This is a genomic window from Streptosporangiales bacterium (genome assembly GCA_009379825.1).
Classification (GTDB): domain Bacteria; phylum Actinomycetota; class Actinomycetes; order Streptosporangiales; family WHST01; genus WHST01.
This window is the reverse complement of record WHTA01000048.1, coordinates 18,059-44,778: the sequence shown is the minus strand read 5'-3', so window position 1 is coordinate 44,778 and position 26,720 is coordinate 18,059. Positions and strand designations below refer to the sequence as shown.

General features: G+C 68.6%; 27 protein-coding genes and 1 pseudogene. 14 read left to right on the top strand and 14 right to left on the bottom strand.

What is annotated here, in order from left to right; all coding sequences use genetic code 11:
• Nucleotides 1-877 precede the first annotated feature (877 nt).
• Both GEV07_20590 and GEV07_20585 read right to left on the bottom strand, forming a co-directional pair.
• A complete protein-coding gene (locus GEV07_20590; protein MQA05014.1) occupies nt 878-1,648 on the bottom strand; it encodes a methyltransferase domain-containing protein in 771 nt (256 codons plus the stop codon).
• 12 nt (nt 1,649-1,660) lie between these two features.
• The gene (locus tag GEV07_20585) at nt 1,661-1,867 is read right to left on the bottom strand and encodes a hypothetical protein (protein ID MQA05013.1); all 207 of its coding nucleotides are present in this window, start codon (nt 1,865-1,867) and stop codon (nt 1,661-1,663) included.
• A gap of 51 nt (nt 1,868-1,918) precedes the next feature.
• On the opposite strand from GEV07_20585, the gene GEV07_20580 reads away from it, so the two are divergent.
• From GEV07_20580 to GEV07_20570, 3 genes are all read left to right on the top strand, one after another.
• Nucleotides 1,919-2,104: a UTRA domain-containing protein gene (locus GEV07_20580; GenBank protein ID MQA05012.1), complete on the top strand. Its 186-nt coding sequence runs from the start codon at nt 1,919-1,921 to the stop codon at nt 2,102-2,104.
• A gap of 735 nt (nt 2,105-2,839) precedes the next feature.
• On the top strand, nt 2,840-3,430 hold the full coding sequence (locus tag GEV07_20575) for a hypothetical protein (GenBank protein ID MQA05011.1): 591 nt from the start codon (nt 2,840-2,842) through the stop codon (nt 3,428-3,430).
• A 131-nt stretch (nt 3,431-3,561) separates the two neighbouring features.
• The gene (locus tag GEV07_20570; protein MQA05010.1) at nt 3,562-4,467 is read left to right on the top strand and encodes a phosphotransferase; all 906 of its coding nucleotides are present in this window, start codon (nt 3,562-3,564) and stop codon (nt 4,465-4,467) included.
• Between the two features lie 8 nt (nt 4,468-4,475).
• Here GEV07_20570 and GEV07_20565 read toward each other — a convergent pair whose 3' ends face one another.
• On the bottom strand, nt 4,476-5,408 hold the full coding sequence (locus tag GEV07_20565) for a regulator (GenBank protein MQA05009.1): 933 nt from the start codon (nt 5,406-5,408) through the stop codon (nt 4,476-4,478).
• Nucleotides 5,409-5,942: 534 nt separating this feature from the next.
• On the opposite strand from GEV07_20565, the gene GEV07_20560 reads away from it, so the two are divergent.
• The 3 genes from GEV07_20560 (at nt 5,943) to GEV07_20550 (ending at nt 7,362) form a co-directional block, all read left to right on the top strand.
• Nucleotides 5,943-6,392 carry a hypothetical protein gene (locus tag GEV07_20560; GenBank protein MQA05008.1) on the top strand — a complete coding sequence of 150 codons (450 nt, stop codon included), beginning with the start codon at nt 5,943-5,945 and terminating at the stop codon, nt 6,390-6,392.
• 106 nt (nt 6,393-6,498) lie between these two features.
• On the top strand, nt 6,499-6,720 hold the full coding sequence (locus GEV07_20555; GenBank protein MQA05007.1) for a DUF397 domain-containing protein: 222 nt from the start codon (nt 6,499-6,501) through the stop codon (nt 6,718-6,720).
• A gap of 324 nt (nt 6,721-7,044) precedes the next feature.
• On the top strand, nt 7,045-7,362 hold the full coding sequence (locus GEV07_20550) for a hypothetical protein (GenBank protein ID MQA05006.1): 318 nt from the start codon (nt 7,045-7,047) through the stop codon (nt 7,360-7,362).
• 135 nt (nt 7,363-7,497) lie between these two features.
• Here GEV07_20550 and GEV07_20545 read toward each other — a convergent pair whose 3' ends face one another.
• From GEV07_20545 to GEV07_20535, 3 genes are read right to left on the bottom strand one after another with little or no spacing between them, the layout of a single operon-like run.
• Nucleotides 7,498-9,003 (bottom strand): hypothetical protein, encoded by a 1,506-nt coding sequence (locus GEV07_20545; GenBank protein ID MQA05005.1) that lies wholly within the window; start codon nt 9,001-9,003, stop codon nt 7,498-7,500.
• Between the two features lie 41 nt (nt 9,004-9,044).
• Nucleotides 9,045-9,563 (bottom strand): LLM class flavin-dependent oxidoreductase, encoded by a 519-nt coding sequence (locus GEV07_20540; GenBank protein MQA05004.1) that lies wholly within the window; start codon nt 9,561-9,563, stop codon nt 9,045-9,047.
• Nucleotides 9,563-10,678 (bottom strand): rubrerythrin family protein, encoded by a 1,116-nt coding sequence (locus tag GEV07_20535; GenBank protein ID MQA05003.1) that lies wholly within the window; start codon nt 10,676-10,678, stop codon nt 9,563-9,565. Before GEV07_20535 ends, GEV07_20540 begins: the two co-directional genes overlap by 1 nt.
• Before the next feature lie 356 nt (nt 10,679-11,034).
• Between GEV07_20535 and thiI the strand changes: the two genes are divergently transcribed.
• Nucleotides 11,035-12,264, top strand: a complete 1,230-nt coding sequence (gene thiI / locus GEV07_20530; GenBank protein ID MQA05002.1) for a tRNA 4-thiouridine(8) synthase ThiI — start codon at nt 11,035-11,037, stop codon at nt 12,262-12,264.
• Here the strand turns inward: thiI and GEV07_20525 are convergent.
• Nucleotides 12,231-12,503 carry a hypothetical protein gene (locus tag GEV07_20525; protein ID MQA05001.1) on the bottom strand — a complete coding sequence of 91 codons (273 nt, stop codon included), beginning with the start codon at nt 12,501-12,503 and terminating at the stop codon, nt 12,231-12,233. The two genes, thiI and GEV07_20525, sit on opposite strands and share 34 nt — an antisense overlap.
• On the opposite strand from GEV07_20525, the gene GEV07_20520 reads away from it, so the two are divergent.
• The gene (locus GEV07_20520) at nt 12,504-12,761 is read left to right on the top strand and encodes a hypothetical protein (protein MQA05000.1); all 258 of its coding nucleotides are present in this window, start codon (nt 12,504-12,506) and stop codon (nt 12,759-12,761) included.
• Here the strand turns inward: GEV07_20520 and GEV07_20515 are convergent.
• The 4 genes and pseudogenes from GEV07_20515 to GEV07_20500 all read right to left on the bottom strand — a co-directional run bounded on the left by GEV07_20515 (nt 12,758) and on the right by GEV07_20500 (nt 17,080).
• Nucleotides 12,758-14,020 (bottom strand): hypothetical protein, encoded by a 1,263-nt coding sequence (locus GEV07_20515; GenBank protein ID MQA04999.1) that lies wholly within the window; start codon nt 14,018-14,020, stop codon nt 12,758-12,760. The genes GEV07_20520 and GEV07_20515 overlap by 4 nt on opposite strands.
• A 14-nt stretch (nt 14,021-14,034) precedes the next feature.
• Nucleotides 14,035-14,886, bottom strand: a complete 852-nt coding sequence (locus GEV07_20510; protein ID MQA04998.1) for an ABC transporter permease subunit — start codon at nt 14,884-14,886, stop codon at nt 14,035-14,037.
• Nucleotides 14,886-15,803, bottom strand: a pseudogene (locus GEV07_20505) (ABC transporter permease subunit). The gene GEV07_20510 and the pseudogene GEV07_20505 overlap by 1 nt, the downstream one beginning before the upstream one ends.
• Complete coding sequence (locus GEV07_20500) at nt 15,800-17,080, bottom strand: extracellular solute-binding protein (GenBank protein ID MQA04997.1); 1,281 nt, start codon at nt 17,078-17,080, stop codon at nt 15,800-15,802. The pseudogene GEV07_20505 and the gene GEV07_20500 overlap by 4 nt, the downstream one beginning before the upstream one ends.
• 112 nt (nt 17,081-17,192) lie before the next feature.
• Here GEV07_20500 and GEV07_20495 point away from each other — a divergent pair, with 112 nt between their 5' ends.
• The 6 genes from GEV07_20495 (at nt 17,193) to GEV07_20470 (ending at nt 23,548) form a co-directional block, all read left to right on the top strand.
• Complete coding sequence (locus tag GEV07_20495; protein ID MQA04996.1) at nt 17,193-17,903, top strand: FCD domain-containing protein; 711 nt, start codon at nt 17,193-17,195, stop codon at nt 17,901-17,903.
• The gene (gene dgoD / locus GEV07_20490) at nt 17,900-19,045 is read left to right on the top strand and encodes a galactonate dehydratase (GenBank protein ID MQA04995.1); all 1,146 of its coding nucleotides are present in this window, start codon (nt 17,900-17,902) and stop codon (nt 19,043-19,045) included. The genes GEV07_20495 and dgoD overlap by 4 nt, the downstream gene beginning before the upstream one ends.
• 40 nt (nt 19,046-19,085) lie before the next feature.
• Nucleotides 19,086-20,081 carry an S-methyl-5-thioribose-1-phosphate isomerase gene (gene mtnA, locus GEV07_20485; GenBank protein MQA04994.1) on the top strand — a complete coding sequence of 332 codons (996 nt, stop codon included), beginning with the start codon at nt 19,086-19,088 and terminating at the stop codon, nt 20,079-20,081.
• Nucleotides 20,082-20,140: 59 nt separating this feature from the next.
• Entirely contained in the window at nt 20,141-21,739 is a 1,599-nt protein-coding gene (locus GEV07_20480) for a sulfatase-like hydrolase/transferase (protein MQA04993.1), read from the top strand.
• 118 nt (nt 21,740-21,857) lie between these two features.
• Nucleotides 21,858-22,688 (top strand): alpha/beta fold hydrolase, encoded by an 831-nt coding sequence (locus GEV07_20475; GenBank protein MQA04992.1) that lies wholly within the window; start codon nt 21,858-21,860, stop codon nt 22,686-22,688.
• 158 nt (nt 22,689-22,846) lie between these two features.
• Nucleotides 22,847-23,548: an FCD domain-containing protein gene (locus GEV07_20470; protein MQA04991.1), complete on the top strand. Its 702-nt coding sequence runs from the start codon at nt 22,847-22,849 to the stop codon at nt 23,546-23,548.
• On the opposite strand, the gene GEV07_20465 is transcribed toward GEV07_20470, so the two are convergent.
• From GEV07_20465 to GEV07_20455, 3 genes are all read right to left on the bottom strand, one after another.
• Nucleotides 23,517-24,179, bottom strand: a complete 663-nt coding sequence (locus GEV07_20465) for an isochorismatase family protein (protein MQA04990.1) — start codon at nt 24,177-24,179, stop codon at nt 23,517-23,519. The two genes, GEV07_20470 and GEV07_20465, sit on opposite strands and share 32 nt — an antisense overlap.
• 61 nt (nt 24,180-24,240) lie before the next feature.
• Nucleotides 24,241-25,860 carry a UbiD family decarboxylase gene (locus tag GEV07_20460; GenBank protein ID MQA04989.1) on the bottom strand — a complete coding sequence of 540 codons (1,620 nt, stop codon included), beginning with the start codon at nt 25,858-25,860 and terminating at the stop codon, nt 24,241-24,243.
• A 5-nt stretch (nt 25,861-25,865) separates the two neighbouring features.
• Nucleotides 25,866-26,705 carry an ABC transporter permease subunit gene (locus GEV07_20455; protein MQA04988.1) on the bottom strand — a complete coding sequence of 280 codons (840 nt, stop codon included), beginning with the start codon at nt 26,703-26,705 and terminating at the stop codon, nt 25,866-25,868.
• Nucleotides 26,706-26,720 lie beyond the last annotated feature (15 nt).

Below are 26,720 nucleotides of genomic sequence, written 5' to 3'. Positions count from 1 at the left end.
GTACCGAGTTGTTAGTCCTCAGGATCCGCACGGCTCTCTGTCGAGTCGCCCTCCTGAGCCGTCCCGGGATATCGGACAGTGGTGAGAGGTTAGATCACTGATGTATGCCGAGACCGCTACGAGGACAGTGGTCAACACCGTCGCTACCTTGTGGCGAAGTATCGAGCGAGGTATTGAAAGAGTCATCCGACTCTCCCTTCGATGCACGAACACCGTATCTCGCCTCCGTTCGACGCGTCGCGTACGAACGTCGGTGGTCACTTGCCCCCGAAGAGCGGTATCAGAGTCGACGATGACTAAATCAGATACTGATTCTAGAATCAAGTCCTAGTGCGGTCAACACGCGTGCCTCGTCGCGGAGACTTCTGCCCGTCCGCGGAACGGCGGCAACACCCACGTGCCGGCTCGCCAGGCAGGCGGCGACGCCGAGATAGCCGTGAAAACTGCGAAGGCCCGGTGGTAGCCCGTCACGAGCTGTCCCACGGCGGCGTCCCAAACGCCCGCGACGGTGCCGGAGAGGGAACCACCCCACAAGTCCTCGGCGAGCGGACCGGTGACGATGGCCAGCCCGAGGGCAAGCGCATGGACGTGCCCGCCCAACCGACACGCGCTACAACCTGGCGGCAGCTCGTCCGCGAAGGGCCACCGAGTGTCCTGGCCGAGATGCTCGGCATCTCGGCTGCCACCGCCATGGGCCACGCGGAGCTCGCCGGCGCCGACTTCCTGCGCTACGCACGCCCAGACGTCAATCGAGCAACGCTAAACTTCGACACGTAGACCCGCCCCAGACACGTGGACCAGCGGGTCTGCTTCTCCGTCACCCATCCGGTAGTGCCACGTGTCGATCATCTCCGGGTATGGCCTTTACGATAAGCCGCTATGACTGCACTGTCCTGTCCGGGGGGGTGATCAGTCGTGCTTCGTGCCGAGGACGATCGAGTAAGGACGGGACTGGTGCACTCCGTCGGAGGTTCGGTGGCCTTCGAAGAATTCGACGAAGACGCGGTGCAGCTGGCCTCTGCGGCCGGGGTCGAGCGACTCGGCGAGGGTTCTTGTCGGGCCGTAGACGGTGGAGAAGAGCTGCCAGATCTCCTCGTCGGACTCGCCGCGCTGCGGCGCGTCGCCCGCTTCGAAACGAAGGTCGAACGCCGCGCCGAGCAGGTTCTCGACATGTTTCCGATCGCCCCAACGGAACGGCGAGCCTGCGCCGGGCGGCGGCGCCATGAAGGGCGCCATCACCATGAACATGTCCACTACCCCCCCGATCCGGGCTCCAATGCGCGAGTCCGAGCCGACCACCAGCCCGGCACACCCGCGTGAGCTCGCGTGCGACGGCATGGTCCGGCGCGAACATCGAACCGATGCTCGACACCACGACGTCGAACTCGCTGTCCTCGTAGGGCAGTAGCTCGGCGTCACCGACCTGGTAGCTGATCGCGAGGCCCTCCTCGGCAGCGATCCGTTTGGCGGTCTCGATCAAGGCGGGCGCGAGATCGACACCGGTGACGGTCGCGCCGGCGCGGGCGAGCCGCACCGCGATGGCACGGGCGAGATGATCGACCAGCGATGCGTAATGCTCCGGCAGCCGCTCATAGGGGCCGAAGCCCCAGATGACGCTCTGCTTCTTCTTCAGCTCCTCGGAAGCCACGACAGCTCCTACTCAGCTCTCGGCGGTCTTGCGTGCCAACAGCGAGATGCTCTTGACCCCGTAGGTAGACGTGGCGTTGCGCGCGCTCGGCGAGATGAAGGCATAGGGGTTGGTGCGCACCTGTTCGACGCGCAGCCCGGCAGACTCGATCGCGTGCCGGTAGGCGTCCTCCTGCGCGGCGCCGCCGATGCACGACGCCCACAGGTCCACATTGCACACGATCGACTCGGTCAGCTGCCGCTCCGTGACGATATCGGCGATCGCCAGCGCATGCCCTCACCCGACGACCAAACCGCCCTCCGCATCGGCGACAACATCCCCATGCTGATCACCCGCCGCACCACTACCGACGAGGCCGGACGGGTGCTGGCGATGGAGGAGACCCGCTACACCGCCGACGACACCCAGCTGACCTACACGTTGACGCCGGTCAAGCAGACGGGTCGCGCCCGTTGAGCACATCAAGTGATGGGAGCCTTGTGATGTCCGCGAACCCGCCGATGCCGGCGTCTCGCCGGTCCCCCGCGACGAGGCGCCGAGTGCGCCGACCGTACGGTTGCGTGGTGCGGTGCCGGAGACCAGTGTGGTGGAGGCGGGGAAGCACCGCACGCCGCGTACCCAGCAGCTGCACGTGCAGCAGACCAGCCGTGACGGCAAGACCGTCCCGGACACCTACTACACCCGGACGGCTAACGTGACCGACGTGCTCATCGTCTCCGCGCGGTGACTACGCTCCCGAGCAGCTCACCATGCGCGGACGCGAGTACGCCTGGCTGGATCCAGCGGATTTCCCGCAACAGCTGAGCATGCCCGCATAATTCGACACGGCGCTCGATACCGCATGGTGGGTCCACAGGGTGGACGGCGACAGTGCGTTCACACTGGACGGTGTGCGGTCGGTGTACTACAGGCGTCCCGGCGACTTCGCCATGCCCGAAGGGTTGTCCGGTCCGGAACTGCGGTTCTCGCGGTCCCAGGCCCGCGTCGGCGTCGGCGGCGTCCTCGGTCGCTGCCAGCGCGATGGGTCAATCACCCGTCCGCGCTCGCCGATGCCGAGTACAAGCCACGGCAGCTCGCTCTCTCGCCGCGTCTGCTGCGATGAACGTCCCCCAGACGCACCACGATCGACCTCGACCCCGAGCTCACCAGCATTGTTGGTGACCGGCTAACTGGCCTCGACTACCAACCACCATCGTCACCGGCGACGGCTACGCAGGTGTGGCGGGCCGTGGTCCCTACGACGCGATCCTGGCAAAGTACGCTGTCTCCCATATCCCGTCGGAATGGAAACGTCAACTCGCACCCACAGGTAGCTCGTCGCACCCTGGCCGGCCCGCACGATGCCGCGCTCATGGTCAGCACAAAGACCAGCTCCGACGAGGTCACCGGTCGATTCGACGCGCACCGGTGAGCTTTATGCCGCTCCGCTCGGACCTCACCAATCCCCTCGCTGGTGGCGGCATACTCGGTATCCCCGCGACGGGTATGACCCACGACGGCATCACCGACGTCGACCCCACCCAGCTCCTCGACCCCGACGACAACCTGGTGCATTTCCTGCACCTACACCTGCCCGGGCTTATGCTCGGTACGAGCGACCATCCCCGGCTCGGCAAGACCGTCACCGTCGCCGATGTAGCGAGCCTCGCGCAAGCAGCGCTCACGCCAAAAGCTCCCGCGTCATGGCCGGTGCTCCAACGAGCCAGTCACCCACCGTGGGACACGCCCGAACACGCGGTACGGCGGTGGCATGCCCTCGACCGGCCGCACCGCACCCGGTAGAGCATCACCGCGCTCGAAGCGACCGAGAACCGGTACGTCTGGCTCGATCATCCTGCGAGCGATCACTCGTGGCCTATGCCACTGTAGAAGCCACGTGCTTGTCATATTGAGCGTGCTGCCAGATAGCCTCGATGTTCGTGGCTGATCGATCGGACAGGAACACGCTCACACCGGACACGGCGCTGGCCAAGCTCACGGCGGCATGCGAGCAGGTAAGCGTCGACTCCACAGGTGCAGAGTTGCTGCGTATGGGCTCGAATGCGGTTTTCCGGTTGCCGGACCGTGTGGTTGCCCGCGTCGCGCGGGACGGCTCGGAGCGCGTCCGCACGGGGGTTGAGGTGGCGCGCTGGCTGGAGTCGGAGGGATTCCCGGCGGTGCGGGCTCTGCCCGTCGAGCAGCCGGTGCTGGTCGGTGGAACCCCGGTGACGTTCTGGGTGTCGGTATCCGAAGAAGACGAGTATGCGACGGTCGTAGAGGTGGCGGAGATCGTCCGTGACCTGCACAAACTGTCACAGCCGGCGACACTGGAACTGCCCGAGCTGGACCCGTTCATTCGGGGCGCTCAGCACATCGAGAGCGCGCCGGCAGTCACCGACGGCGACCGCGCCTTCCTGCGGGAATGGCTGAGCAGTCTCCGCGAGCGCTACGACCAAGCGTCGTTCGAACTGCCCACGGGTGTCGTCCATGGAGACGCGAGCATCGGCAATGTCGTCCACGACCGCGACGGCCGACCGGTCCTGATCGACCTCGACGGGTTCGCGGTCGGACCTCGGGAGTGGGACCTGGTGCTGACCGCCTTGTACTACGAACGGTTCGGCTGGCACTCCACCGAAGAGTACGAGGCGTTCGTACGGACGTACGGATACGACGTACGATCCTCACCTGCCTACGAGATGCTGTGTGACCTACGAGAACTCCTGATGGTGACGTGGCTGGCGCAGAAATCCGGCGAGTCGCAGCGAACGGCTCGGGAGGTCAGCAAACGGGTCCACGCACTACGCGCCGGCGGCTCACGCAAGGACTGGTCGCCGTACTGACCGCACTGTCATGGGACCGACTCGTCGGTCTGCTGCCAGAGCGGGTAGTCCTCGACCTGCTCGATGAACTCCCGGACGACGGCGCTGGCATCGTCGGTGGGCAGGTTTCGGCGGAAGTCGTTGACGTAGGCCAGGCAGCGGCGGGAGTCGAGCTGTTCGCCGAGCCGCAGTGCTCGTAGCGCTGTCGTGGTCGCCAGCTCGTACTCACCCTCGGCGCGGTAGGCGTCGGCAGCCACCATCTCTGCGAAGAAGTCACTGCGCGGTCCGCAGCCACCGTCGACGGACCGTTCAGCGTACCGCGCTGCCGCCGCCGTACGCCCGAGGTCGCGGATGCAGTGCCCGATCTCCGCGTACAGCTCGCGCTGGTCGAAGTAGCTGATCCACGCGGGCATGTCTGCGTCTTCCCGTTCCAGTGCAGATGTCGCATTCGTGAGCGCCTGGTCACAGCCGCGCGCCTCGCCAAGCCCGGCAAGTGCACGTGCCTCCATCGCGTATACCTGAGCCTGCTGCGTCATGCTCATCGTGGCGGACGCACCGAGCAGCGCTGCCCTTGCGAGGTTCGCGGCATCGCGTGCGTGCCCGAGGTAGGTCGCTTGGTGGCTCATGGCAGAGAGAACGGTCCCGGACAAGGCACGGCTGCCGCTATCTTCGGCCAGACCGACCGCTTGGACGAAGTACCGCTGCGCCAAGCCATGGCGACCCGCATCGTAGCTCATCCACGCGCCAAGGAGCGTCGCCTCAGCAGCGGCGGCGAACAGGCTGCGTCCGACGCGCTCGCTGAACACACCATCGAGCAACGGTGTCAGCGTTCCGTGTAGGAATGAGACCAGCGCGGCGCGAGCATAGCCACCGCCACGGGTGGCGTCCAACTGACTGAAGAGCTCGACACTGGCGCCGAATGCCGAAACGTCGGAAGCGCCGACACGCCGCCGTTTGACGATGGTTGCCGCCGAGTCGACACCAGCCAGCTCAACGGCGCTTCCTGCCACGCCGTCCCCTGGGCTGGTCGGTCGAGCATGGAGGCCCTATCGATGTCGGCGCGCAGAAGGCGTTCGAGCGTCGTTACGGTCTCGACCGTCGTCGATGGGTAGACCAATCCGAAACCTGGCGGTAGGTCCGCCGTGTGGCCGAACCCGACATCGGCAAGGGTCACCTCTCGCCCGAGTTCGGCGCTCAGCGCCTCCGCGACGTACGCCGCTGCACGAGGAGCACGGACCTTCCCGTTCAACCAGCGGCTTACCGCTGTGTGGTCCGTGCTCAGTTGCTCGCCGTCTCGCGGACCAGCCGAGCCAATCTCTTGTTCGAGCAGCCGGCTTCGCGCATGACGGCAGCAAGACGCTCATTCACGTTCGCAGCAGCCACCCCCACTGCACATTTGCGCCCCCGTTTGCGCCCTCCCGGAAGCGCCTCCCACATCCGACGATGTGGAACCACAGTAACCGCACCCGAACGCTTAGTCGAGAAAGGAGGACGCCGTGCTCGTCAACACGGCGGAGGCCGCCAGTTCCGTCGAAGACATCGTCTGGGACGACGGCGGTGCCGACGGCCCACTCGCTGGGTCAACGGGTGTTCGGTCATGTGAAAAGCGTGGTGGGGCGGTCGCCGCGATGCCCCTGGGCCGGCGGCTGTCCTGCCTTCCACTCAAGGGGGTGACTGACGGGATGGGTGGTGACGGTGCAGGCGGTGACGGCGTGATGGACGCGGATCACCTCGCTGCGATCTACGCGCAGCGGCGCGCTGAGCGTGCGGAGCTGACCGGTGACCAGCTCGCCGTCTTGGACGCGCTGTGGCGCGCACAACGCGCCGGAGAGGTGACTGCGACCGACGCCGCCGAGATCGAAGCGGTGATCCGCGACGGCCGCGTGCACGGCGCCCGGAAACGCCTGACCAACGCACGGCGCAGCAGCAAGGCTGCGCCGCATTAGAGCCGGGTCGGGTTCGTGCCTGGTAGCCCCGATGCCGGGTACGGACCCGACCCTTCCCCGCCGGTGTGACCCACCCGACGGTGCCCCGAGATCGAGAGGAAACCAGATGGACGAGCTGCAGAAAGCCGAGCTGTACGACGTCGACCTGACCAACGCGACGTGGCGGAAGTCGAGCTTCTCGAACCCGCACAACTGTGTCGAGGTCGCGCTGATCGCTGGTGGCGTGGCGGTGCGGGACTCGACGAACCCGCAGGGTGACCCCCTGGTGTTCGACAACGCCGAGTGGCGGGCGTTCGTCCGCGGCGCGGCAGCAGGCGAATTCGCCTGACCGCCGCGCGCTGGTGTGGTGACCGGTACACCCGCCCGCCCTGCCGGTCACCACACCATCGGGCGTGGCGGTCACCAGGGTGGACCTGGTGACCACTACGCCGACCGCCCGAGGAACGGACCACCAACACCGGCCCGCGACGCGCGGTCAACGTCGAGCGGCCCCCGAAGACACAGCCGGCCCACCCGACACCTTGCACGGACCCGGGTGGGCCGGTGGGAAACCTCGCGGGGTTCCCCGATGCCGATGGTATCGGGGAACCCCGCGCTGCGCTGGTGGCGTGTCGGCTCCCCACCTGGAACACGTGTGAGGAGCCCCCGGAACATGACGACGCACGACGAGTCACCAAACAACCAGAAAGCCGAACCGTTCGAGGCCATGATCGGGGACACGGTGTTGCGCCTGGTGACGGCGGACAACCTGCCCTCGGTCTACGAAGCCTTCGACATTGCCCAGCACGTCGCCAGGATGCTGGTGGACCGACTCGTCCAGGCCGGCTACCCGGTGCAGTGCCTGAAGGTGGTCGCCCCCAGCGTGCGTGACGACGGCCGCCCGGTGGTGTGGGTGCATGTCGACGACTCCGACAACGCCCATGCCGGCCTGCTCCCGACCGGTGGTGCAGGCCCGCCGCCACCGCCATAGCGCGCCAGCCAACCGTGCGGCAGCGAATTCCTCGCCGCCGCACGGGACATGCACGACGCACGGCGACGCAGCACGCGTTGGGCAGGACCCAGGGCAACATGGGGACCTGTCCACGTGCCGGTGGGCCGGTGACAGCTACCGGGACTTCTCGGCGTCCTCGAGGACGATCCGGTTGGGGTCGAACCGGCGGGGCGCATGCGGGTCGGCGGGCATCACGAACAGGCGGCGGCCTTGGAGGGCGCGGCGGATGAGCTTGCGTTGTTCGTCGGTAGTGGCATCGTTCCACCGCCGCTCCCACTCCGCGCGCGACGCGTTGATCTCCTCCGCCGAGATCGGACCGGCCGCGCTCGCCTGGCCGAGCGCGGCCCGCTTCTCCTCGAGCGCGGCCAGGCGCCGGTCGAGCGGGCCGACGGCCGCATCGTGCCGGGCCAGGCTGATCTCACCCCTGCCCAACCGGCTCGCGAGCTCGATGGTGGTCTGCTCGATCTCGGCGATCTCCGCGTCCAGCTTCTCCTTCTCACTGGCCACCTGCCGCGCCGCCTTCTGGACACTCGCGGCATGCCGGGGGTCAGCCAGGATGGCAATCACCAGCCTCTCGACATGCTTGTCGAGCGCCCGCTGATCGACTGTGAGCTTGCCGCAGCCACTGTTGGTGGGATGCGGGCGAGGCTGACAGTTGTACACCCGTCGGATCCCACCATCCTCCGGATACGGCGGCAAATGGCTGCGCGCGCGACCCGACAGTGTGCGCTGCCGGCACCTGCCGCACCAGACGATGCCGGTGCAGAGATAGACATCCGACGCCGGGCGACCCCGACGCCGCAACGCGTACAACGCGACCACGCGCTCGTAGTCCGCTTCGCTGATGATCGGCTCTCCCGGCAGCCTGCCCACCACCTCACCCTCGTAGGTGACTAGGCCGGCGTTCGCCGGGCGGAGCATGACGTTGTCGAATCCCGTTTGTGTCCAATGCCCACCGGTGGACGTCAGAATGCCTTGCTTGTTCAGCTCGTTGATCATGCTGTGTCGACTCTCCCCGGCCAACAGACGCCTGGTTCGGTCGCGCAGGATCTCTCGCTCCCGCTGCACTTGCTCCTCCGACACCGGTTCCCCGGTCCTGAGATCCTTACCGGGGAACCCGAACCCCCGCCACGACGCGTTCGACTCGCCCTTCATTGCCTTGAGTCGCTTGCCGCGCTTGACCTTCGTCGACAACCGGTCGGAGTAGTACGCAGCACTGACCAGCTGTTCGCGGAACGCCTTCTTCCCGTTCGCCGTCGTCAAGTCGTACTCACCCTCCGAATCGAGCACGACCAGACCACGCTCAGCGGCGGCGATCAACCGCTCACCCTCGATCGGACGCCGGGATAACCGCTCCAAGTCGAACACCACCACACCACCGGTCGCCCCTGACTCCAGGCGCTCCATCAACCGGTCCCAATCCGGGCGCTTCACATTCGGGTTCCACGCCGACCGCCCCGAATCGATATGCACCTCACCGACCACGGCGCCGCGTTCGGCAACCCGTAGCTTGCAGTCGTCCACCTGCCCCTCGGTGGAGCGCTGTCGGTCATCGCCGACCCGTGAGACCCGCGCGTAGATATCGAGTACAAGACCCGTGGTCTTCTTCCGACTTGCCATCGCTGACCCTCCTCGGCTAGGGTCAGTTTATACATTGCCATTCAGATAGGCGGGTGCGGCCGCTGCACCGGCTTGGGCTCGGCGATCGCGTGCACGAGCTGGTAGTGCGCACCGGCGAACGTCGTGCGTTCCTCCGTCCACAGCGAGCGGATCACCTGGCAGGACTCGTCGAGCCAGTCGGCCCGGTCACGTGCCGTGCCGAACGGCAGGCCGAGCATGGTGTGCTCGTTCTCCGCCCACGCCGAGCCGATACCGAACTCCAGCCGGCCGCCGGACAGGTGGTCCACGGTCACCGCCGCTTTGGCGAGCACCGCCGGGTGCCGGTACGTGTTCCCTGCGACCGAGCAGCCGAGCCGCGTCCGCGAGGTCAGGGCGGCCATGCCGGCGAGCATGGTCCACGCCTCGAAGATGTCACCGTCCTGGCGCGGGCCGAGGGTGGCGAGATGGTCCATGTTCCAGCAGTGGTCGAAGCCCGCCTGGTCGGTGAGCTGCCAGACGGCACGGAGCTGCTCCATGGTCGCCTGCTGGCTGAGCTTGAGGCCGTATCGGATCGAGGTCATCAGCCGAGCGTAGTGCCGAACAGCAGGCCGAGCAGGTACGTCGCGGTCGCTGCCCCGTAGCCGATCAGCAGCTGCCGCAGGGCACGGCGCAGCGGCGGCGCGCCGGAGAGCAGACCGACGACGGCGCCGGTGACGAGCAGTGCCAGCCCGACGAGCACCGCGGCCGTCCCGGCCGCGACCAGGCCCTCGAACCCGACAAGGAACGGCAGCACGGGGATCAGCGCACCCGAGGCGAAGAAGCAGAAGCTCGACACCGCGGCCCGCAAGCCGGTGCCGACCGCCTCGTGCACGTCGCCCGCCTGCTCGGCACCGGCGGAGACGCCGGCGTCCCTGCCGTGCGCGGTGATCACCTCGTTGGCCTTCGCCTCCGCCTCAGCCTCGGCCATCCCGCGCGCCCGGTAGACGAGCGCCAGCTCGTTCGCGTCGATGTCCAGGTGCGACACCGCGGCACCGGTGTCCGGGCTCGGCGCGGACGCATCGAGCAGCTCCCGCTGCGAACGCACCGACACGTACTCACCGGCACCCATCGACAGTGCACCGGCGAGCAGGCCGGCCAGGCCGGTCAGCAGGATCGTCTGGTTGGAGACGCCGCTCGCCGCGATCCCCATCACGAGCGCCAGGTTGCTGACCAGCCCGTCGTTGGCGCCGAACACCGCGGCCCGGAACGTGCCGGACAGCCGGTTCCGGCCGCGGGTGGCCAGGCCACGCACGACCTCCTCGTGGATCTGCTCGTCGGCGGCCATGCTCGGCGTCGCGTGCACGTCGCTGCTGTACGGCGACCGCGCCTCCGCGCGCTGCGCGAGCGCCAGCACGAACACCGACCCGAACCTGCGGGCGAGGAAGCCGAGCAGCCGGGTGCGGATCCCGCCCTTGCGCGGCATCCCGACCTCGTCGCCGAGCAGCTCCAGCCAGTGCTGCTCGTGGCGCTTCTCGGCCGCCGCGAGCGCAAGCAGGATCGCCCGCTCCTCACCCGTCCGCCGGCGGGCGAGATCCCGGTAGACGGCGGCCTCGGCCCGCTCATCGGCGAGGTACTGCCGCCAGCGCTTGATCTCGGCGGGGCCGGGTTGCGGGCGCGGGCTCGCCGGGTGGTCGCCGATCGACTTGGCCGCGGGCATCGTCCTCCTCATTGCCCTGACCGAGGAGAACGGCCGCGTCCCCGGTCAGTGCCGACTCGTGCGACGGTAGGTCGTGACTGCCTGACCGAAGGTCTCGCTCGCCCTGCGTGCGGGTGGTGCACCGGGCCTGCCGGCCAGTGTGTCGACGCACCTCCGTCACCAGCCGCTACGGCCCGGCGACGGGAACTACTCCCCTTCGGCTACCCATCGTAGCTGGTGGCGACGGCTACCCGACCGGGGACGGCCCCCGTCAGGACGCACACCGCGGACGCCGCCGGCGTCTTCGGTTAGACTTTTTGTCCGACTCGGCACCTCGCCGAGACCCACCCGACTCTCGTTCTGGAGGACTGCGCGTCATGGCGACGTTGCCGGCCACCGACCCGCCCACCACGGCCGCACTGCCGGACATCGGTAGACCGTGCGTGCTGCTGAAGGTCGGCGAGATCGTCCTCAAGGGCCGCAACCGCAAGATGTTCGAGCGCAAGCTGCGCAACAACCTGCGGGTCGCGCTCGACGAGGTCGGACCGGTCACCATCAGGCAGCGCTACGGCGTCGTGCTCCTCGAGCCCGGCGAGGGCGTCGACCCGCTCGCGGTCGCGCAGCGCGCCAAGCACGTCATCGGCCTGGTCTGGGTGCACCCGGCGGTACGCGTCGCGAAGACGGCCGAGGCCGCCGCGGACGCGGCCGTCCAGCTGCTCGCCGGCCGCACGAAGGGCGCGTTCACCGTGCGCGCCCGCCGCAGGGACAAGCGGTTCCCCATGACGTCCGGCGAGCTGGCCGCGTACATCGGCACCGAGGTGCAGCGCGCGCACGACATGCCGGTGAACCTGTCGCACCCGGACATCGAGGTACGCGTCGAGGTGGACCACGACGAGATCCTCGTCTTCACCGAGGCACTGCCAGGCCCCGGCGGACTGCCGGTCGGGGTGAGCGGGCGGGCGCTCGCGCTGTTGTCCGGCGGCATCGACTCCCCCGTCGCCACGTACCGGATGATGCAGCGCGGCCTGTGGTGCGACCTGCTGCACTTCTCCGGCATGCCGCAGACCGGGCCGGAGTCGATCTACAAGGCGTACGCGGTGCAGCGGCTGCTCGGCAAGTACGCCGCCGGGCTGCGGCTGTGGGTGATCCCGTTCGGCAAGGCGCAGCAGCAGCTCGCGTCCGCGGGCACCGGCCGGCTGCAGATCATCGCGCAGCGCCGGATCATGCTGAAGACCGCCGAGCAGCTCGCGCACCGCGAGCGCCTGCAGGCACTGGTCACCGGCGACTGCCTCGGCCAGGTCAGCAGCCAGACGCTGTCGAACATGACGACGCTGCACGACGCCGTGCAGATGCCCGTGCTGCGGCCGCTCGTCGGCTACGACAAGGTCGAGATCATCCGGGAGGCGCGCAAGCTCGGCACCCTGGCGATCTCCGAGCTGCCGGACGAGGACTGCTGCTCGCTGCTCACCCCGCCGTACGTAGCCACCAGCTCCAAGCCGGCGGACCTACGCGAGATCGAACGCCGCGTCGACGCCACCGACATGGTCGACGCACTCGTCGAAAGCGCCCAGCTCTACGAGGTGGAGTCCCCCGCGCCCACGACCTGACCGGACCGCGGCCGGGTACGCATGACCTCCAGCTGTTCGCCGCATTGCTCGCAGTGCGCGAGCCGACGGCACAGGGCAGCGCCGAACTCGCTGTCGATGACCACCCGCTCGCTGTGGCAGCGCGGGCAGTCGAACGCACCGTCCGCGTCCGGCACGGCGATCCCCACGTCGGCCAGCCGGGCGCGACCGAACGCGGTAATATCGCGCGTCGACCACACCGCCGCCGCGGACCAGACCACGTGCACCTCGGCGACATGTTCCCGCTCGACCTCTACCGCAAGGTCATCGACGTGAACCTGGTCGGCCTCTTCGACACGGGGATGCTGGCCGCGGCGAGCGACCAGCTGCGTGAGCGGCTCTCCGACATCCACGTCTTCCCGAAGCGCCTCGGCCTGCCCACGGACTTCGCGAAGCTGGTGAGGAGCATCGCGGAGAACCCGATGATCAACGGCGAGACCATCCGGCTCGAGGCGGGCACCAGGCTCGCCCACGGCTAGGCAACGAACGCTGCGTTCAGCCGCTGCTGGAGGTCGATGTCGGCCCACATCGGGTGTTGCGGGGCGGCGTTGGAGCACACCAGGGTGCCCCACGCGCCTACGCGGGCGGACTCGGCGACTGCGCGTTCGCAGAACGCGGCGCCGACGGGGCCCTCCTCGAACGTGCCGAGCAGCGGCGTGTAGCCCACCCAGCCCTCGCCGAACACCAGCGGTATCCCACGCGGCTGCGCCCAGTCGCGGGCCACGTCCAGCCACATGGTCAGCTTCTGCTCCATCGCGATCCGGTGCTCGCCGTAGTGGTCGTAGAGCCACCGGTCCCACTTCACCGGATCGCACCAGTCGTGCGCGTACAGCTCCCTGTGGCGCATGATCGTCGCGCGCATCCGCCACCGGTCGGGCTCAGGCGGCAGCCATTCCTCCAGCGGCGGCGCGCCGCCGCGCAGCAGCTCCCTGTGCAGCCGCTGTTCGTCGAACGGCTCGTCGTCGCGCAGGTGGTACGTCGAGATCAGCTCGTCGAGCACACCGTAGACGTACGGGTGGAACACGGCGACGTCGACGTTCTCCGGCAGGTGCCGCATGTGACCGACGGGCACGCCCGCGTAGTTGGCGGTGACCAGCTGCCCGGGGTGCCGCTTCTTGAACCGCTCGATGCCGCCTTCGAGCAGCGGCCGCAGCACCGGCAGCGCGAAGATCCGGTTGTCGGCGACGTCGGTGAGCTTGCCGACCTGCACCTCGTTGTGCAGCTCCACGAACGCGACCCTGTCGTCGAGGCCGTGCTCGGCGAGGAAGTCCACCAGGTCGGCGAGCGCGTCGGCCAGCGCCGCCGGCCGGTCGTGCGGCGCGACGGCGGCGAGCGCGTCCGCCCACGCGGGGCCGTCGAGGAAGCACGGGCTCTGCTGGTACTCCCAGCTCGAGACGATCAGGTAGCAGTCGTGCCTGCGCGCCGCGGCGAACAGGTCGAGCAGGTGCTGCCTGCCGTCGAGCGTCGCCGTGCCCTTCACGTCGTACCACCGGGTGCGCTGGCCGTACTCACCGCCGAGCGGCGTGAACGTCAGCGCCGACGGGTCGATGCCCGTACCGAACAGGAGGTACGGCATCGCGCAGATGCGGATCGTGTTGTAACCGCGCCGCACCGCCTCCGCGAAGCAGCCGTCCAGGTCCGCGAACGCGTCGCCCGGTGCTGTACGGACGTACCAGGAGAAGTCCCACAGCGTGACGGTGAGCCGCTCGGGCAGGTGATCGGGAACAGCTGTGCGCATACCTGTAGTGCCTCTCATTTCGTGGAGCCGACGAGTAGTCCCGACACGAAGTGCCGTTGGAAGGCGAAGAACACGATGGCTGTGGGGAGCGCCGCGATCAGGGCGCCCGACGCCACCACGTTCCACTGCGTCACGTAGCTGCCGCCCAGGTTGACCAGTGCCGCGGTGATGGGGAACTTCGCCTGCGACTGCAGCACGGTCAACGCCCACAGCAGGTCGTTGTAGATCCACGTGGTCGCCAGCGCGGCGAGCGCGGCGAGCGCGGGACGGCTCAGCGGCATGACCACCCGCCAGTACACCTGCGCCGTCGACGCGCCGTCCACGATCGCCGCCTCGGTGATCTCCCGCGGGATGCCGCGCATGAACCCGTGCAGCACGAACGTGTAGAAGCCGAGCCCGAACCCGACGTGGATCGCGACGAGCCCGAGGATCGTGTCGTACGTGCCGATGTTCTCCGACATCTTCGCTACCGGGATCAGCAATACCTGCGGCGGCAACAGGTTGCCCGCAAGCATGAGCAGCAGCACGACCTTGCGGTACGGGATCTCGTAACGGCTGAGCCCGAACGCCGCCATCGAGCCGAGCAGCAGCGACACCGCGACGGCGGGCGCGGTCAGCAGGATGCTGTTGAACAGCGCCTGTCCGAGCTCGACCTCGGTGAACGCGGCGAAGAACCCATCGAGCGTGAGCGAGCGCGGCAACGAGCCGAGCCCGTTCGCCGCCAGGTCGTCGAACGAGCGCAGCCCGACGAGCACGACGAAGATGATCGGCGCGACCCACACCAGCGTCAGCGGGGCCAGCACGGCGTGGAACAGCACGCCCCCGCCGCGGCGGTGCCCTGCGTGCCTGCCGGCCGCCGCCGCCATCAGATCGCCTCCTGCCGCGATCCCCGCACCAGGTACGTGATGATGAAACCGATCGCGAGCACGAAGATCACGATCGCCAGCGCCGACCCGTAGCCGAGGTTCAGGAACGTGAAGCCGTGCTGGAACATGTATGTGCTGAGCAACTCGGTCGCGTGGTACGGGCCACCCTGGGTCATCGCCCAGACGAGGTCGAACGTGCGCAGCGAGTCGATCACCGTGACGGCGAAGACGACGGTGTTCACCCCACGCAGCTGCGGCAGCGTCACCTACCTGAACCGCTGCCAGGCGTTCGCGCCGTCGATGGCCGCCGCGTCGTCCAGCGTCGGGTCGCATCCCTTCAGCCCGGCCAGATAGAGCACCATCAGGTAGCCGACCTGCCGCCAGACCGCGGCGATCAACACCGCGCCGAGAGCGGTGTCCGGGTCGGCCAGCCACTGCCGCGTCAACGAGCCCAACCCGAGGCCGCGCAGGACGGAGTCGATCGAGCCGTCAGGCGCGTACAACACCCGCCAGAACAACCCGGTCACCGCGAGCGAGAAGACCATCGGCACGTAGATGGCACTGCGGTACAGGCCGACGAGCCTGCGGGGGCGGTTCAGCGCCATGGCGAGAGCGAGCCCGATCAGCACCGACAGCCCGCCGAAACCGACCAGCCAGATCGCGTTGTTCAGCAGCGCCTGCCGGAAGACTGCGTCGGTGACGAGCTGCCGGTAGTTGTCCATGCCGACGAACTTCGGTGCACCCGTACCGTTCCACTTCGTCAGCGACAGCCAGAAGCTGTTCAGCGCGGGCCAGAACACCCAGATCGCCTCGACCACGAACGGGATCGCGACGAACACCCAGACGCCGCGCGGCACCTGGCCGAGCCGACGGATGAGCGAACCGCGGTCGGTAGCCGCGGCAGCCCGTTCCGTCATTTGTCGCGCACCCGCTCAGCCGACTTCTGCCACTCCGCGAGGATCGCGTCCACCTGGTCGGGCCGGTCGAGGAACTTCGTCAGCGCGGTGTCCGCGGTCTTCTGCAGCTCGTCACTGGAGTCCCGGTTGAAGAACTGCGTCAGGTCCTTGGAGTCGTCGAGGAACTGCATGCCCTTCCGCACCAGCGGCGCGAAGCCGGACGTGTCCACCTCGGGTGACGTCGGGATGTTCGCCGACCCGGACTTGGCGATGTACATCGACTGGGTCTTCGGCGCGGCCAGGTAGGACAGCAGCTCCTTGGCGCCATCCTTGTTCTTTCCTTTCGCCGCGGCGAAGTAGCCGTCGGTGGGCGCCTCCTCCGCGTTGCGTACGCCCTCGTCGACGACAGGTACCCGGAAGAAGTCCATGTCGGCGAGCGTCTTCTCCGGCACAGCGGCGGTGAAGAACGCGCCGTACAGGTACATCGCCGCCTTGCCGTTGATCAACGGCGTCACGGCCTGCTGCCCGTTCAGCGAACGCCCCTTCGGGTCGATGAACGGCAACAGCTCCCGGTACGCCTTCAGCACGTCACGTACCTCGGCACTGTCGAAGCTGTGCTCGCCGGTCAGCAGGTCGAGGTGGAACTGCGCGCCGTTGATGCGCAGGTTGAGGTAGTCGAACCAGCCGGACGCGACCCACGCCTCGCCGCCGCCGGTGCCCATGCTCAGCGGGACCACGCCCTTGCTCTTCAGCGTCCGGCACAGCTTCAGGAAGTCCGACCAGTTCTCCGCCGGTTCGACCTGCCACTTCCTGAAGTTCGACTTCCGGTAGAAGATCCCCCACCAGTAGTAGTGCGTGGGCACGAAGATCTGCTTGCCGTCGTCCGTGCTCGACAGGTCCTTCAGGGCCTGGGAGAACGATGCGCAGGCGCCGTCGCCGCGCCACAGCTCGGAGACGTCGAGCAGCAGTCCCTTCGAGGCGTAGTCACGCGCCACCGAGCCAGCGTACCAGGTGAGCACGTCCGGTGGCTTGGCCGAGTTGAGGTACGTCGGCAGCTGGGCGCGGAACGACTCGGTCGCCACCCGGTTGACCGTGACCTCGTGCTTCGAGTACTTCGCGACGACGTCGGCGAGCGCCTTCGCGGGTTTCGGGTCGCCTTGCGACACCTGGAGTACGAGCTTGCCGCTCGCGTCGGACGAGTTGTTCCCCCCGCTGATGCAACCACCGAGGAGGGTCGCACCACCGAGTGCGGCCGCGCCGGACAGGAGTCCCCGGCGGCTCAGCGCTGAGCCTGACATCACGGGCCACCTTTCGCCGAAGAATTAGTACTACAAAATTATGAGATGATAACTTGATTGGGCAAGGGTGGAGCAAGATTGGACGGGTGATGGACCGATTGCGACGGGCCGCATGAGCAGCTACCCGCAGCGCGGCATGCACGGCCAGACGGTCAACGAGATCGGCCGGCGGATCCTCGCCGGCGACCTCGGTCCGGGCGCCGTGCTGGCCGTGGACGCGCTCGAGCAGGAGTTCGCCGTCAGCCGCACGGTCATCAGGGAGGCGTTGCGCGTGCTCGCCGCCAAGGGGCTGGTGGACGCCCGGCCGAAGCGCGGCACCTTCGTCCGGCCGCGGGACGCCTGGAGCCTGCTCGACCCCGACGTGCTGCGCTGGCAGCTGGAGCAGCAGCGCGGCACCGGGTTCCTCGACAACCTCGCCGAGGTGCGCGGCATCGTCGAGCCTGCGGCCGCACGCCTGGCCGCCCAGCGGCGCACCGACGCCGACCTCGCCGAGCTCGCCGACAGCCTGGAGCTCTCCGCCCGCGCGGGCGCGACGGCCCAGGAGGTCGTGGCGGCCGACGTCCGGTTCCACCGCGCCCTGCTGTTCGCCACGCACAACGAGCTGCTCTGCCAGATGGAGATCGTGATCGAGACCGGGCTACGTACCAGGGACCTGCTCGCACACGGCCAGGAGACCTGGGCCGACGCCGAACCCGCGCACCGGGCCGTGTTCAACGCGGTCGCCGCCGGCGACGGCGACGCCGCCGAGCGTGCGATGCGCGCGCTGCTCGAGCAGGCGCGCCGCGACGTCGACGCGCTCACCGACAAAGGCAGCCAGGCATGAAGATCACCCAGGTCGAGACCTTCCAGGTGCCGCCGCGCTGGCTGTTCTGCCGGCTGCAGACCGACGAGGGGATCGTCGGCTGGGGCGAACCGGTCGTCGAGGGCCGCGCGGACACCGTACGAGCGGCCGTCCACGAGCTCGCCGACTACCTGGTCGGCCGCGATCCGCTGCGGATCGAGGACAACTGGCAGGTGCTCACCAAGGCCGGCTTCTACCGCGGCGGACCCGTGCTCTCCAGCGCCGTCGCGGGCATCGACCAGGCGCTGTGGGACATCGCGGGCAAGTTCTACGACGCCCCCGTACACGCGCTCCTGGGCGGGCCGGTGCGCGACCGGGTGCGCGTCTACGCGTGGATCGGCGGCGACGACCCGAGCGAGCTGGCGGACGCCGCACAGGCCCAGGTCGACGCAGGCATGACCGCGGTGAAGATGAACGCCTCCGGGCCGATGTCGCCGCTGGCCAGCGCGGCAGAGACCCGTGCCGTCGTCGAGCGCGTCGCCCAGGTGCGCGACGTGCTCGGGTCGCACCGCGACGTGGCCGTCGACTTCCACGGCCGGGTCACCGCGCCGAACGCCTGCCGGCTGCTCCCCCTGCTCGCCGAGTTCCACCCGCTGTTCGTCGAGGAACCGGTGCTCCCCGAGCACGCCCACCTGCTCGACCGGGTCACGGCCGCCAGCTCGGTGCCGATCGCCACCGGCGAGCGGTTCTACGAGCGTGCGCAGTTCCTGCCGGCGTTGCAGGCCGGCATCGCCGTCGCACAGCCCGACCTCTCGCACGCCGCCGGCATCTCCGAGGTCAGGCGCATCGCCTCGCTCGCCGAGGTTTGGAACGTCGCCCTGGCACCCCACTGCCCGCTCGGGCCGGTGTCGCTCGCGGCCAGCCTGCAGGTGGCGTTCGCGACGCCGAACTTCCTGATCCAGGAGCAGAGCCTCGGCATCCACTACAACACCACAGGCGACCTGCTCGACTACCTCGTCGACCCGGCCGCGTTCCGGTTCGTCGACGGCTACGTCGAACGGCTGCAGGCACCGGGCCTCGGCGTCACCGTGGACGAGGCCGCCGTCCGGCGCGCGGACCGCGCCGGCCACCGCTGGCGGTCGCCGCTGTGGCGGCACGGGGACGGCTCGTACGCCGAGTGGTAGTAGCGTCGTACGTGGCAGCCACCGACGTGAGGACGCCGCGATGCGCACGATCGACTGGGTGGACGGCGGCATCGAGCTCGTCGACCAGACCCGCCTGCCGCACGACCTGACCGTCGTACGCGTGACCGAGGTCGACGACCTGATCGCGGCGATCGAACGGCTTACCGTGCGTGGCGCGCCCGCCCTGGGAGTCGCGGGCGCGTTCGGTGTCGCGCTGCTCGCGCACACCGCCATGCCCGAGGCCGAGGTACGTGCCCACGCGATGCGGTTGCGCGCGGCGCGGCCGACCGCCGTCAACCTCGCCTGGGGCGTGGACCGCGCGCTGGGCCGGTTGCCCGAAGGGCCGGACGCCGTGCTCGCCGAGGCCATCGCCTGCCGCGACGAGGACATCGCGGCATCGCTCGCGATGGGCAGACGCGGCGCGACACTGCTGACCGACCTGGTGCCCGACCACCCGCTGCGGGTGATGACGATCTGCAACACCGGCGGGCTGGCCGCGGTCGAGCGCGGCACGGCACTCGGCGTGATCCAGACCCTGCACGAACGCGGCGAGCTGCGCGAGGTGATCGCCGCCGAGACCCGCCCACTGCTCCAGGGCGCACGGCTGACCGCGTGGGAGCTGCAGCGGTTCGGCGCTACGTACCGGCTAGCCGTCGACTCCGCCTGCCCCGCGCTGCTGCACCGTGGTTACGCGGACGTCGTGGTCACAGGCGCGGACCGGATCACCGCCCGCGGCGACGTCGCCAACAAGATCGGCACGTTCGCGCTCGCGCTCGCCGCGAAGCATGCCGGCGTACCCTTCGTCGTCGTCGCACCCGAGTCGACCGTGGACCCGCAGACACTCGACGGCAGCACGATCGTGATCGAGGACCGGCCCGCCGACGAGGTGGTGACGGTCGGCGGCACACCGATCGCGCCCGCCGACTCGAATGCGGTCAATCCCGCTTTCGACGTCACCGACGCGGAACTCGTCACGGCGATCGTCACCGACCAACGCGTCGTACGTACCGATCGCGGCGAGGCACCGGTCCGTTGACGTAGCTCGCGGCGCTACATATGGTCACCCGTAAGGTGACACCGGAGGGAGACCTGCCCATGCCGTCACGGCCCGACATCGTCGTAGTTCTCGCAGATGACATGGGATTCTCCGACATCGGGTGTTACGGCGGGGAGGTACACACACCGAACCTCGATCGCCTGGCTGCCAACGGAACCCGGCTTTCGCAGTTCTACGTCACGCCGCGGTGCAGTCCGTCGCGAGCCTCGTTGATGACCGGCTTGCATCCGCACCAAACTGGTATCGGCATTCTGACTTTCGACGACGGACCTGACGGTTACCCGGGCAACCTGAACGACAGGTGCGTCACCATTCCCGAGCTGCTCGGCCAGGCCGGGTACGGCACGTACATGTCCGGTAAGTGGCACATGGCCGCCGACATGAGCGCGCCGAACGACGCGTGGCCGACCAGGCGCGGCTTCCAGCGGTTCTTCGGCACGCTCGAAGGCGGCGGCAGCTTCTGGCAGCCGCACACGCTGATGGACGGCGAGGAGCGCCTGGACCAGGACGAGCTGCCCGCCGACTTCTACTACACCGACGCCATCAGCGACCGTGCCGTGCGGTACGTCGAGGAACACCAAGAGTCCAGGCCGGACGACCCGATGTTCATGTACGTCACGTACACGGCGCCGCACTGGCCGCTGCACGCACCGGACGAGACCATCGCGCGCTACAAGGGCGTCTTCGACGACGGCTGGGACGCCTTGCGCGAACAACGGATGCGGCGCCTGGTCGACTTCGGTGTCATCGACCCGCAGTGGCCGATGAGCGACCGCGACCCAGTCGTCGGGCCCTGGCACGACGCGGACGAGCACGAGTGGGAAGCACACCGGATGGCGGTGTTCGCCGCCCAGATCGACCACATCGACCAGGGCGTCGGCCGGGTCATCGACGCGCTCGAAGCCGCCGGCCGGCTCGACAACACGCTGATCGTCTTCCTCTCCGACAACGGGGCGTGCGCGGAGAACGTCGAGGAATGGGTGCCGCGGTTCCTCGCGCTGAACGACACCACACGCGACGGCCAGCCGGTGGTCTCAGGCAACCACCCGGACGTCTTCCCCGGGCCCGACTCCACGTACGCCAGCTACGGCAGGGCCTGGGCGAACCTCTCCGACACGCCCTTCCGCGAGTACAAGCACTGGGTGCACGAGGGCGGCATCGCCAGCCCGTTCGTCGTGCACTGGCCGGCGGGCCTGCCCGGGCGCGGTGCGGTCAGGCGCCAGACGCACCAGCTCACCGACGTGATGGCCACCGTCCTCGACATCACCGGCGTCGACTACCCGACCGAGTTCGCCGACCGCTCGGTGCTGCCTGCCGAGGGCGAGAGCATGCTGTCGACACTCCGCGGCGAGGGCAACGGCCCCTCCGACCGGATGCTCTTCTGGGAGCACGAAGGCAACGCAGCCGTACGCCGCGGGCGGTGGAAGCTGGTACGCAAGTACCCGAAGTCGTGGGAGCTCTACGACATGGACGCCGACCGCACCGAGCTCAACGACCTCTCCGCGAAACACCCCAAGGTCGCCAGGGAGCTCACCGCCGAGTACGAGCAGTGGGCGGCGCGGTGCGGCGTGCTCCCGCGCGAACAGGTGCTCGACCTCTACCGGCGCAGCGGGAACGGGCTCCCCGAGTACTACTGACCGCAGCCGGGACCATACCGGCGTGGGCCACCGTCGCGCTGCCCAGGTGAAGTGTCGACAGAAGATCGGCGGGCTCGATATCGTCGGGGCGTCAGCGCGGGCGAGCAGAGGGAGATCCATGAGCGGGCTAGCCGACGTCGAACCGAGGATGACAGGAGCCGTTCGTCTTCGTGACGGTGTGCAGCTGGCTTTCAGCATGTTCGGCACCGGTACGCGCCCGCAGCGAGCGACGCTGATCCACAGCCTCGCACTCGACCGGGGTGTGTGGTCCCAGGTCGTGCCGCACCTGGTCGACGAGGCCGACGTACTCACCTTCGACTGCCGCGGGCACGGGGCGTCAGGCACAGGCACGCCCGACTTCACCACCGAGCAGCTCGCCGACGACCTCGCCGAACTGCTCGACGCGCTGGGCTGGTCGAACACACTGGTCGCCGGCTGCTCGATGGGCGGCGCCGTCGCGCAACAGTTCGCCGCCTCGCACCGCGACCGGGTCCGCGGCAGTGTCTTCATCGACACCACCGCCTGGTATGGCCCGGAGGCACCGAAGACCTGGCGGGAGCGCGCCGACAAGGCCAGGACCGACGGGTTCGGCGAGCTGCTCCCCTTCCAGCTCGCCCGGTGGTTCGGCGAGGACTACGCGCAGGCCAACAAGGCCGTCGTCGACTCGCTCACCAAGACCTTCCTGGCCAACGACCTCGACGCGTACGGCGCTAGCTGCCGGTTGCTCGGTGACGCCGACCTGCGGCCGATCGCCACGCAGATCGCACAGCCGGTGGCTGTCGTCGTCGGTTCCGAGGACTACGCGACGCCTCCTGAGATGGCCCGTGAGCTGGCCGACTCGGTCAACGGTTCGCTGACCGTCCTCTCCGGTGCGAAGCACCTGACCCCGCTCGAGCGGTCCGCCGAGATCGCGAAGGTGATCATCGACACCCTCGAGCAGGACGGCTGACGACGCCGACACCAACCCACCTGGTCGGGCCCGCGACGGTGCACGGGTATGGTGCCGAGTCGAGAGCGTGCGTAACAGCAGGACGAGGCACGAGGTGACCGGTGGCTCCCAAACGACGACTGAAACTCCGTACCCCCAGCGGGACGGCTGCAACCGAGATGCTCAGGATGCTGGACCGATCGGAAGACAGCGGCAGCATCGTCAACCGCGTCATCCTCACCATCGGCACCGGCATCGTGGAGGGCCGGCTGAAGCCAGGCGACGACCTCAACTCGGTCGAGCTCGCCAAGCACTTCAAGACCAGCCGCACGCCGATCCGGGAGGCGCTGCTCGGCCTGGAACGTGACGGCCTGGTGGAGATCACCGCACGCCGGCGGCCGCGGGTTGCCTCACTCGACCTCACCGAGGTGCAGGAGATCTACCGGGTGCGCGACAACCTCTACGGGCTGGTGAGCGAGCTCGTCGTCGAGCGCGCCACCGACGACGACCTGGCCGACCTGCGCGCCCTGCAGGACCGGCTGGAGGCGGCCGTCGACTCCGATGATGTCGACGACTACCTGTGGACCAACGTCGAGTTCCGCAACGCCGAGGCACAGATCGCCGCCAACCGGCAGCTGACCCGCATCCTGGACAGCCTCGGCGTGCGCACCCTGCAGCTGCGCCACCTGAGCCTGTCACTGCCGAAGCGGCTCGACTCCTCGGTGCACGACCACGCCCAGCTGCTCCGCGCGTACGAGGAGCGCAACGCAGAGCTGGCCGTGGCCGTCACCCGGGCACTCGTCAGGCGCGGCCTCGCCGCGATCGAAGCGCACGGCTGGACCGGAGGCGCTAGCGAGCAAGAATCGGCAGCTGCCCAGTGAACAAGTCGGCCGGCAGCTCGCCGAGATAGCCTACGGTGTCGTCGACCGACATCACGTCCGCGTACTTCTGCGACATGTCGAACAACGTGATGTGGTGCGACGCCGTGCACCTGTCGAAGGTGCCCTCCTCGACGATCCCGACGCGGTAGTTGTACGAGAACGCGTCGACGACCGTGGCCCGCACGCAGCCGCTCGTCGTCGTGCCGCAGACGACGACCGAGTCGGCGCCGAGCGCCGTCAGGTGTGACTGCAGCAAGGTGCCGAAGAACGCGCTCGGCTTCGCCTTCTCCAGCACGATGTCGCGTTCTTCCGGCTCCAGGTCGGCCACCACGTCGTGGCCACGCACGGCCGTCTGCACCTGCTCACCGGCACGCTGGTTCTTGTCCGCCCACCGACCGGCGTCGAAGCCGTCGGGACGGTAGTCCATACCGGTGGTGTAGATCACCGGCACCCGTGCCTGGTGGGCGGCGTCGACGAGCGTACGGATCGACGCGATGGCGTCCCAGGCCTCGGCGCCGCAGCTGTTCCGCCACCGCTTGATCGACTCGAGGATCGGCTCCGGGCGGTCACCGCAGAAGTTGTACGTGACGTCGACCACGAGCAGCACCGGCCGGCTACCCAGGCCCGCCATGACGCCGTAGCCGGAGGCGGCGAAGACCTCCAGATCCCGCGCGGTGAGGAACCGCTCCCAGTCAGGCACCGCCGGGCCCCCCGTCCACCTCGACCGCGGGCGTGTTCATGGGGATGTCGCCACGACGTCTGGCGGCGTTCTTCTTCCCGGTCTCCCAGAACTCGCCACGGACGGCGAGCTGCGCCTCCGCCTCGAACTCGTCGCTCCAGTCACCCAGCGAGTAGCCGAACCACGGCGCCTGCGGCTGCAGCTTGGGCAGCCCCAGCTCCTCCCAGATCTCCTTCGCACGTTCCATGTACTCACGCTTGGGCAGCGAGATCGGCGGGTACGCGCGCTTCAACGTGGCGTCCATGAGGACCGCCGCGTCCTGCCCGTCGCCGACGGGACCGGCCGGGCCGTGCCCCCACGAGCGGTGCTCGAGCACCTGCATGTCGCGACGCGGATCCATCCGGTACGCGAGCGCCCACAGGATCGCGTCGGTGTTGTCCGGGTCGATGTCGTCGTCGACCGCGATGGTGAACTTGCCCACCGCGTTCTGCAGCGAGCTCGCCGCGTACAGCGCGCGCCAGACGTTCGTCTCCTCGGCGCCGCGCTCGAACACCAGCACCACGAACTTCCTGATGTTCGTCAGCGGCTCGTGCAGGAAGACCCGCTTCAGACCGTGGATGCCGATCTCGCGCAACGTGGTGAGGAACCGTTCCTCGTACGCCACCCGCTTGATCAGGCTGGACTCGCTCGGCGTCACCTGACTGAGGATGGAAGGGAAGATCGCGTCGCGGCGACGGGTGATCGCCGTGACGTCCATGTACGCGTTGAACTCCTGCAGGTTCACGTGTCCGTGCGACTCGCCGAACGGCGCCTCGGGGTCGAGCAGCTCGGTGCTGATGTAGCCCTCGATGACGATCTCCGCCTCAGCGGGCACGAGTACGTCCACCGTGCGGCCGCGCACGACGCGCAGCGGCTCGCCGACCAGGCCGCCGGAGACCGCGTTCTCGTCGACACCCATCGGCACCTTCTGCACCGCCGTCAGGGTCACGCACGGCGGCGCACCGACGACGATCGCGCACGGCAGCGGCTCACCCTTGGCCCTGGCCCTCTCCCAGTGGCCGGTGATGCCCTGGTTCAGCTCGTGCGAGGCGTTCATGCCGACACACGTCGGGCTCTTGATCTGGCCGCGGTAGTTGCCCGAGTTCTGCACCCCGGTGTCGGGGTCCCTGGTGATGTAATGCGCGCTGGTGAGGTACGGACCGTTGTCCCAGCCAGGCGTGGAGATCGGCACCGGCAGTGCGTTCAGCCCGTTCTCCTGCAGGTCGTCGCCCTCGATCACCACCTCGTGGCAGGGCGCGTCTTCGACCAGCTTCGGCTCGATCGGTGACGAGATCGCCTTGGCCCAGGTCGCCGCGACGTCCTCTACGGGGCATCCCATGGACAACGCGTAGATGGCGCGGTTCGACGCGAGCGCACCGACGAGCACCGGCATGTCGTACGTGCGACCCTGTGCGTCGACGACGTTCTCGAACAGGAACGCGCGGCGCTGCTCGGCGTCCAGGCCACCGCAGAACTGCCAACGGACCAGTGGGTGCAGCTCGGTGTTCTTGTCGATCGCGCGCTCGACCCTGATCAGGTAGCCGGCCTCCTCCAGTTGCCGCACGTGCTCGTGCAGGTCTGGGTACCCGGACATCGCTGTCACCGCCGTCCACTCATGGCCGCGTGCCAGGGCGCGAGCTTCCGCTCGGCCAGGCCCACCAACCAGGTCAGTACGACACCGAGCAGCAGCACGACGATCACCGGCACGAACATGCGCGCGGTGTCGAAGCTGTTGCCGGCGTTGATGATGATCCCGCCGAGTCCGCTGACGGCGGTGAAGAACTCCGCGATCACGATGCCGATCACGGCCCTCCCGACGGCGAGGCGCAGACCGGTCATGATGTGCGGCAGCGTGCCGGGGATGATGATCTTCCGCATGATCTCCGACTGCGACGCCCCGAAGCTGGAGCCGACCTCGATCAGCGTGCCAGGCACCGCCTGCACACCACGCCAGGTGTTGATGATGATCGGGAAGATGGTCAGCGTGAAGACCACTGCGATCTTCACGACCAGGCCGGTGCCGAACCACACGATGAACAGCGGGATTAGCGCGACGAGCGGCGTCGCGTACCCCGCTGTGACGTACGGCCCGAAGCCCGCCTCCATGAGCCGGTAACGACCGAGCACCAGGCCCACGGGAACACCCACCACGACCGCAAGCACGTAGGCGGGCACGAACGACTGGATGCTCGACAGGAACCCCTCGGCCAGCGACCCGTCGCTGATCAGGACGCCCGCCTCTTCGAGCACCGCGGTGGGGTACGACATCGCCATCGGGCTGACGCTGGCACCGACGAGCTGCCAGACCACGAGCACGACGGCACCGACGACCACGGGGGCGAGCCCGTTCAGCACCTTCCGCTTCGCCGGGGACGGCTGCCTGGCCCGCTTCGGCGCTGTCTCTGCGGCGGCCTCTCCTTCGACCTGCTGTGCTGCCATCTGCCTCCTCCCCGC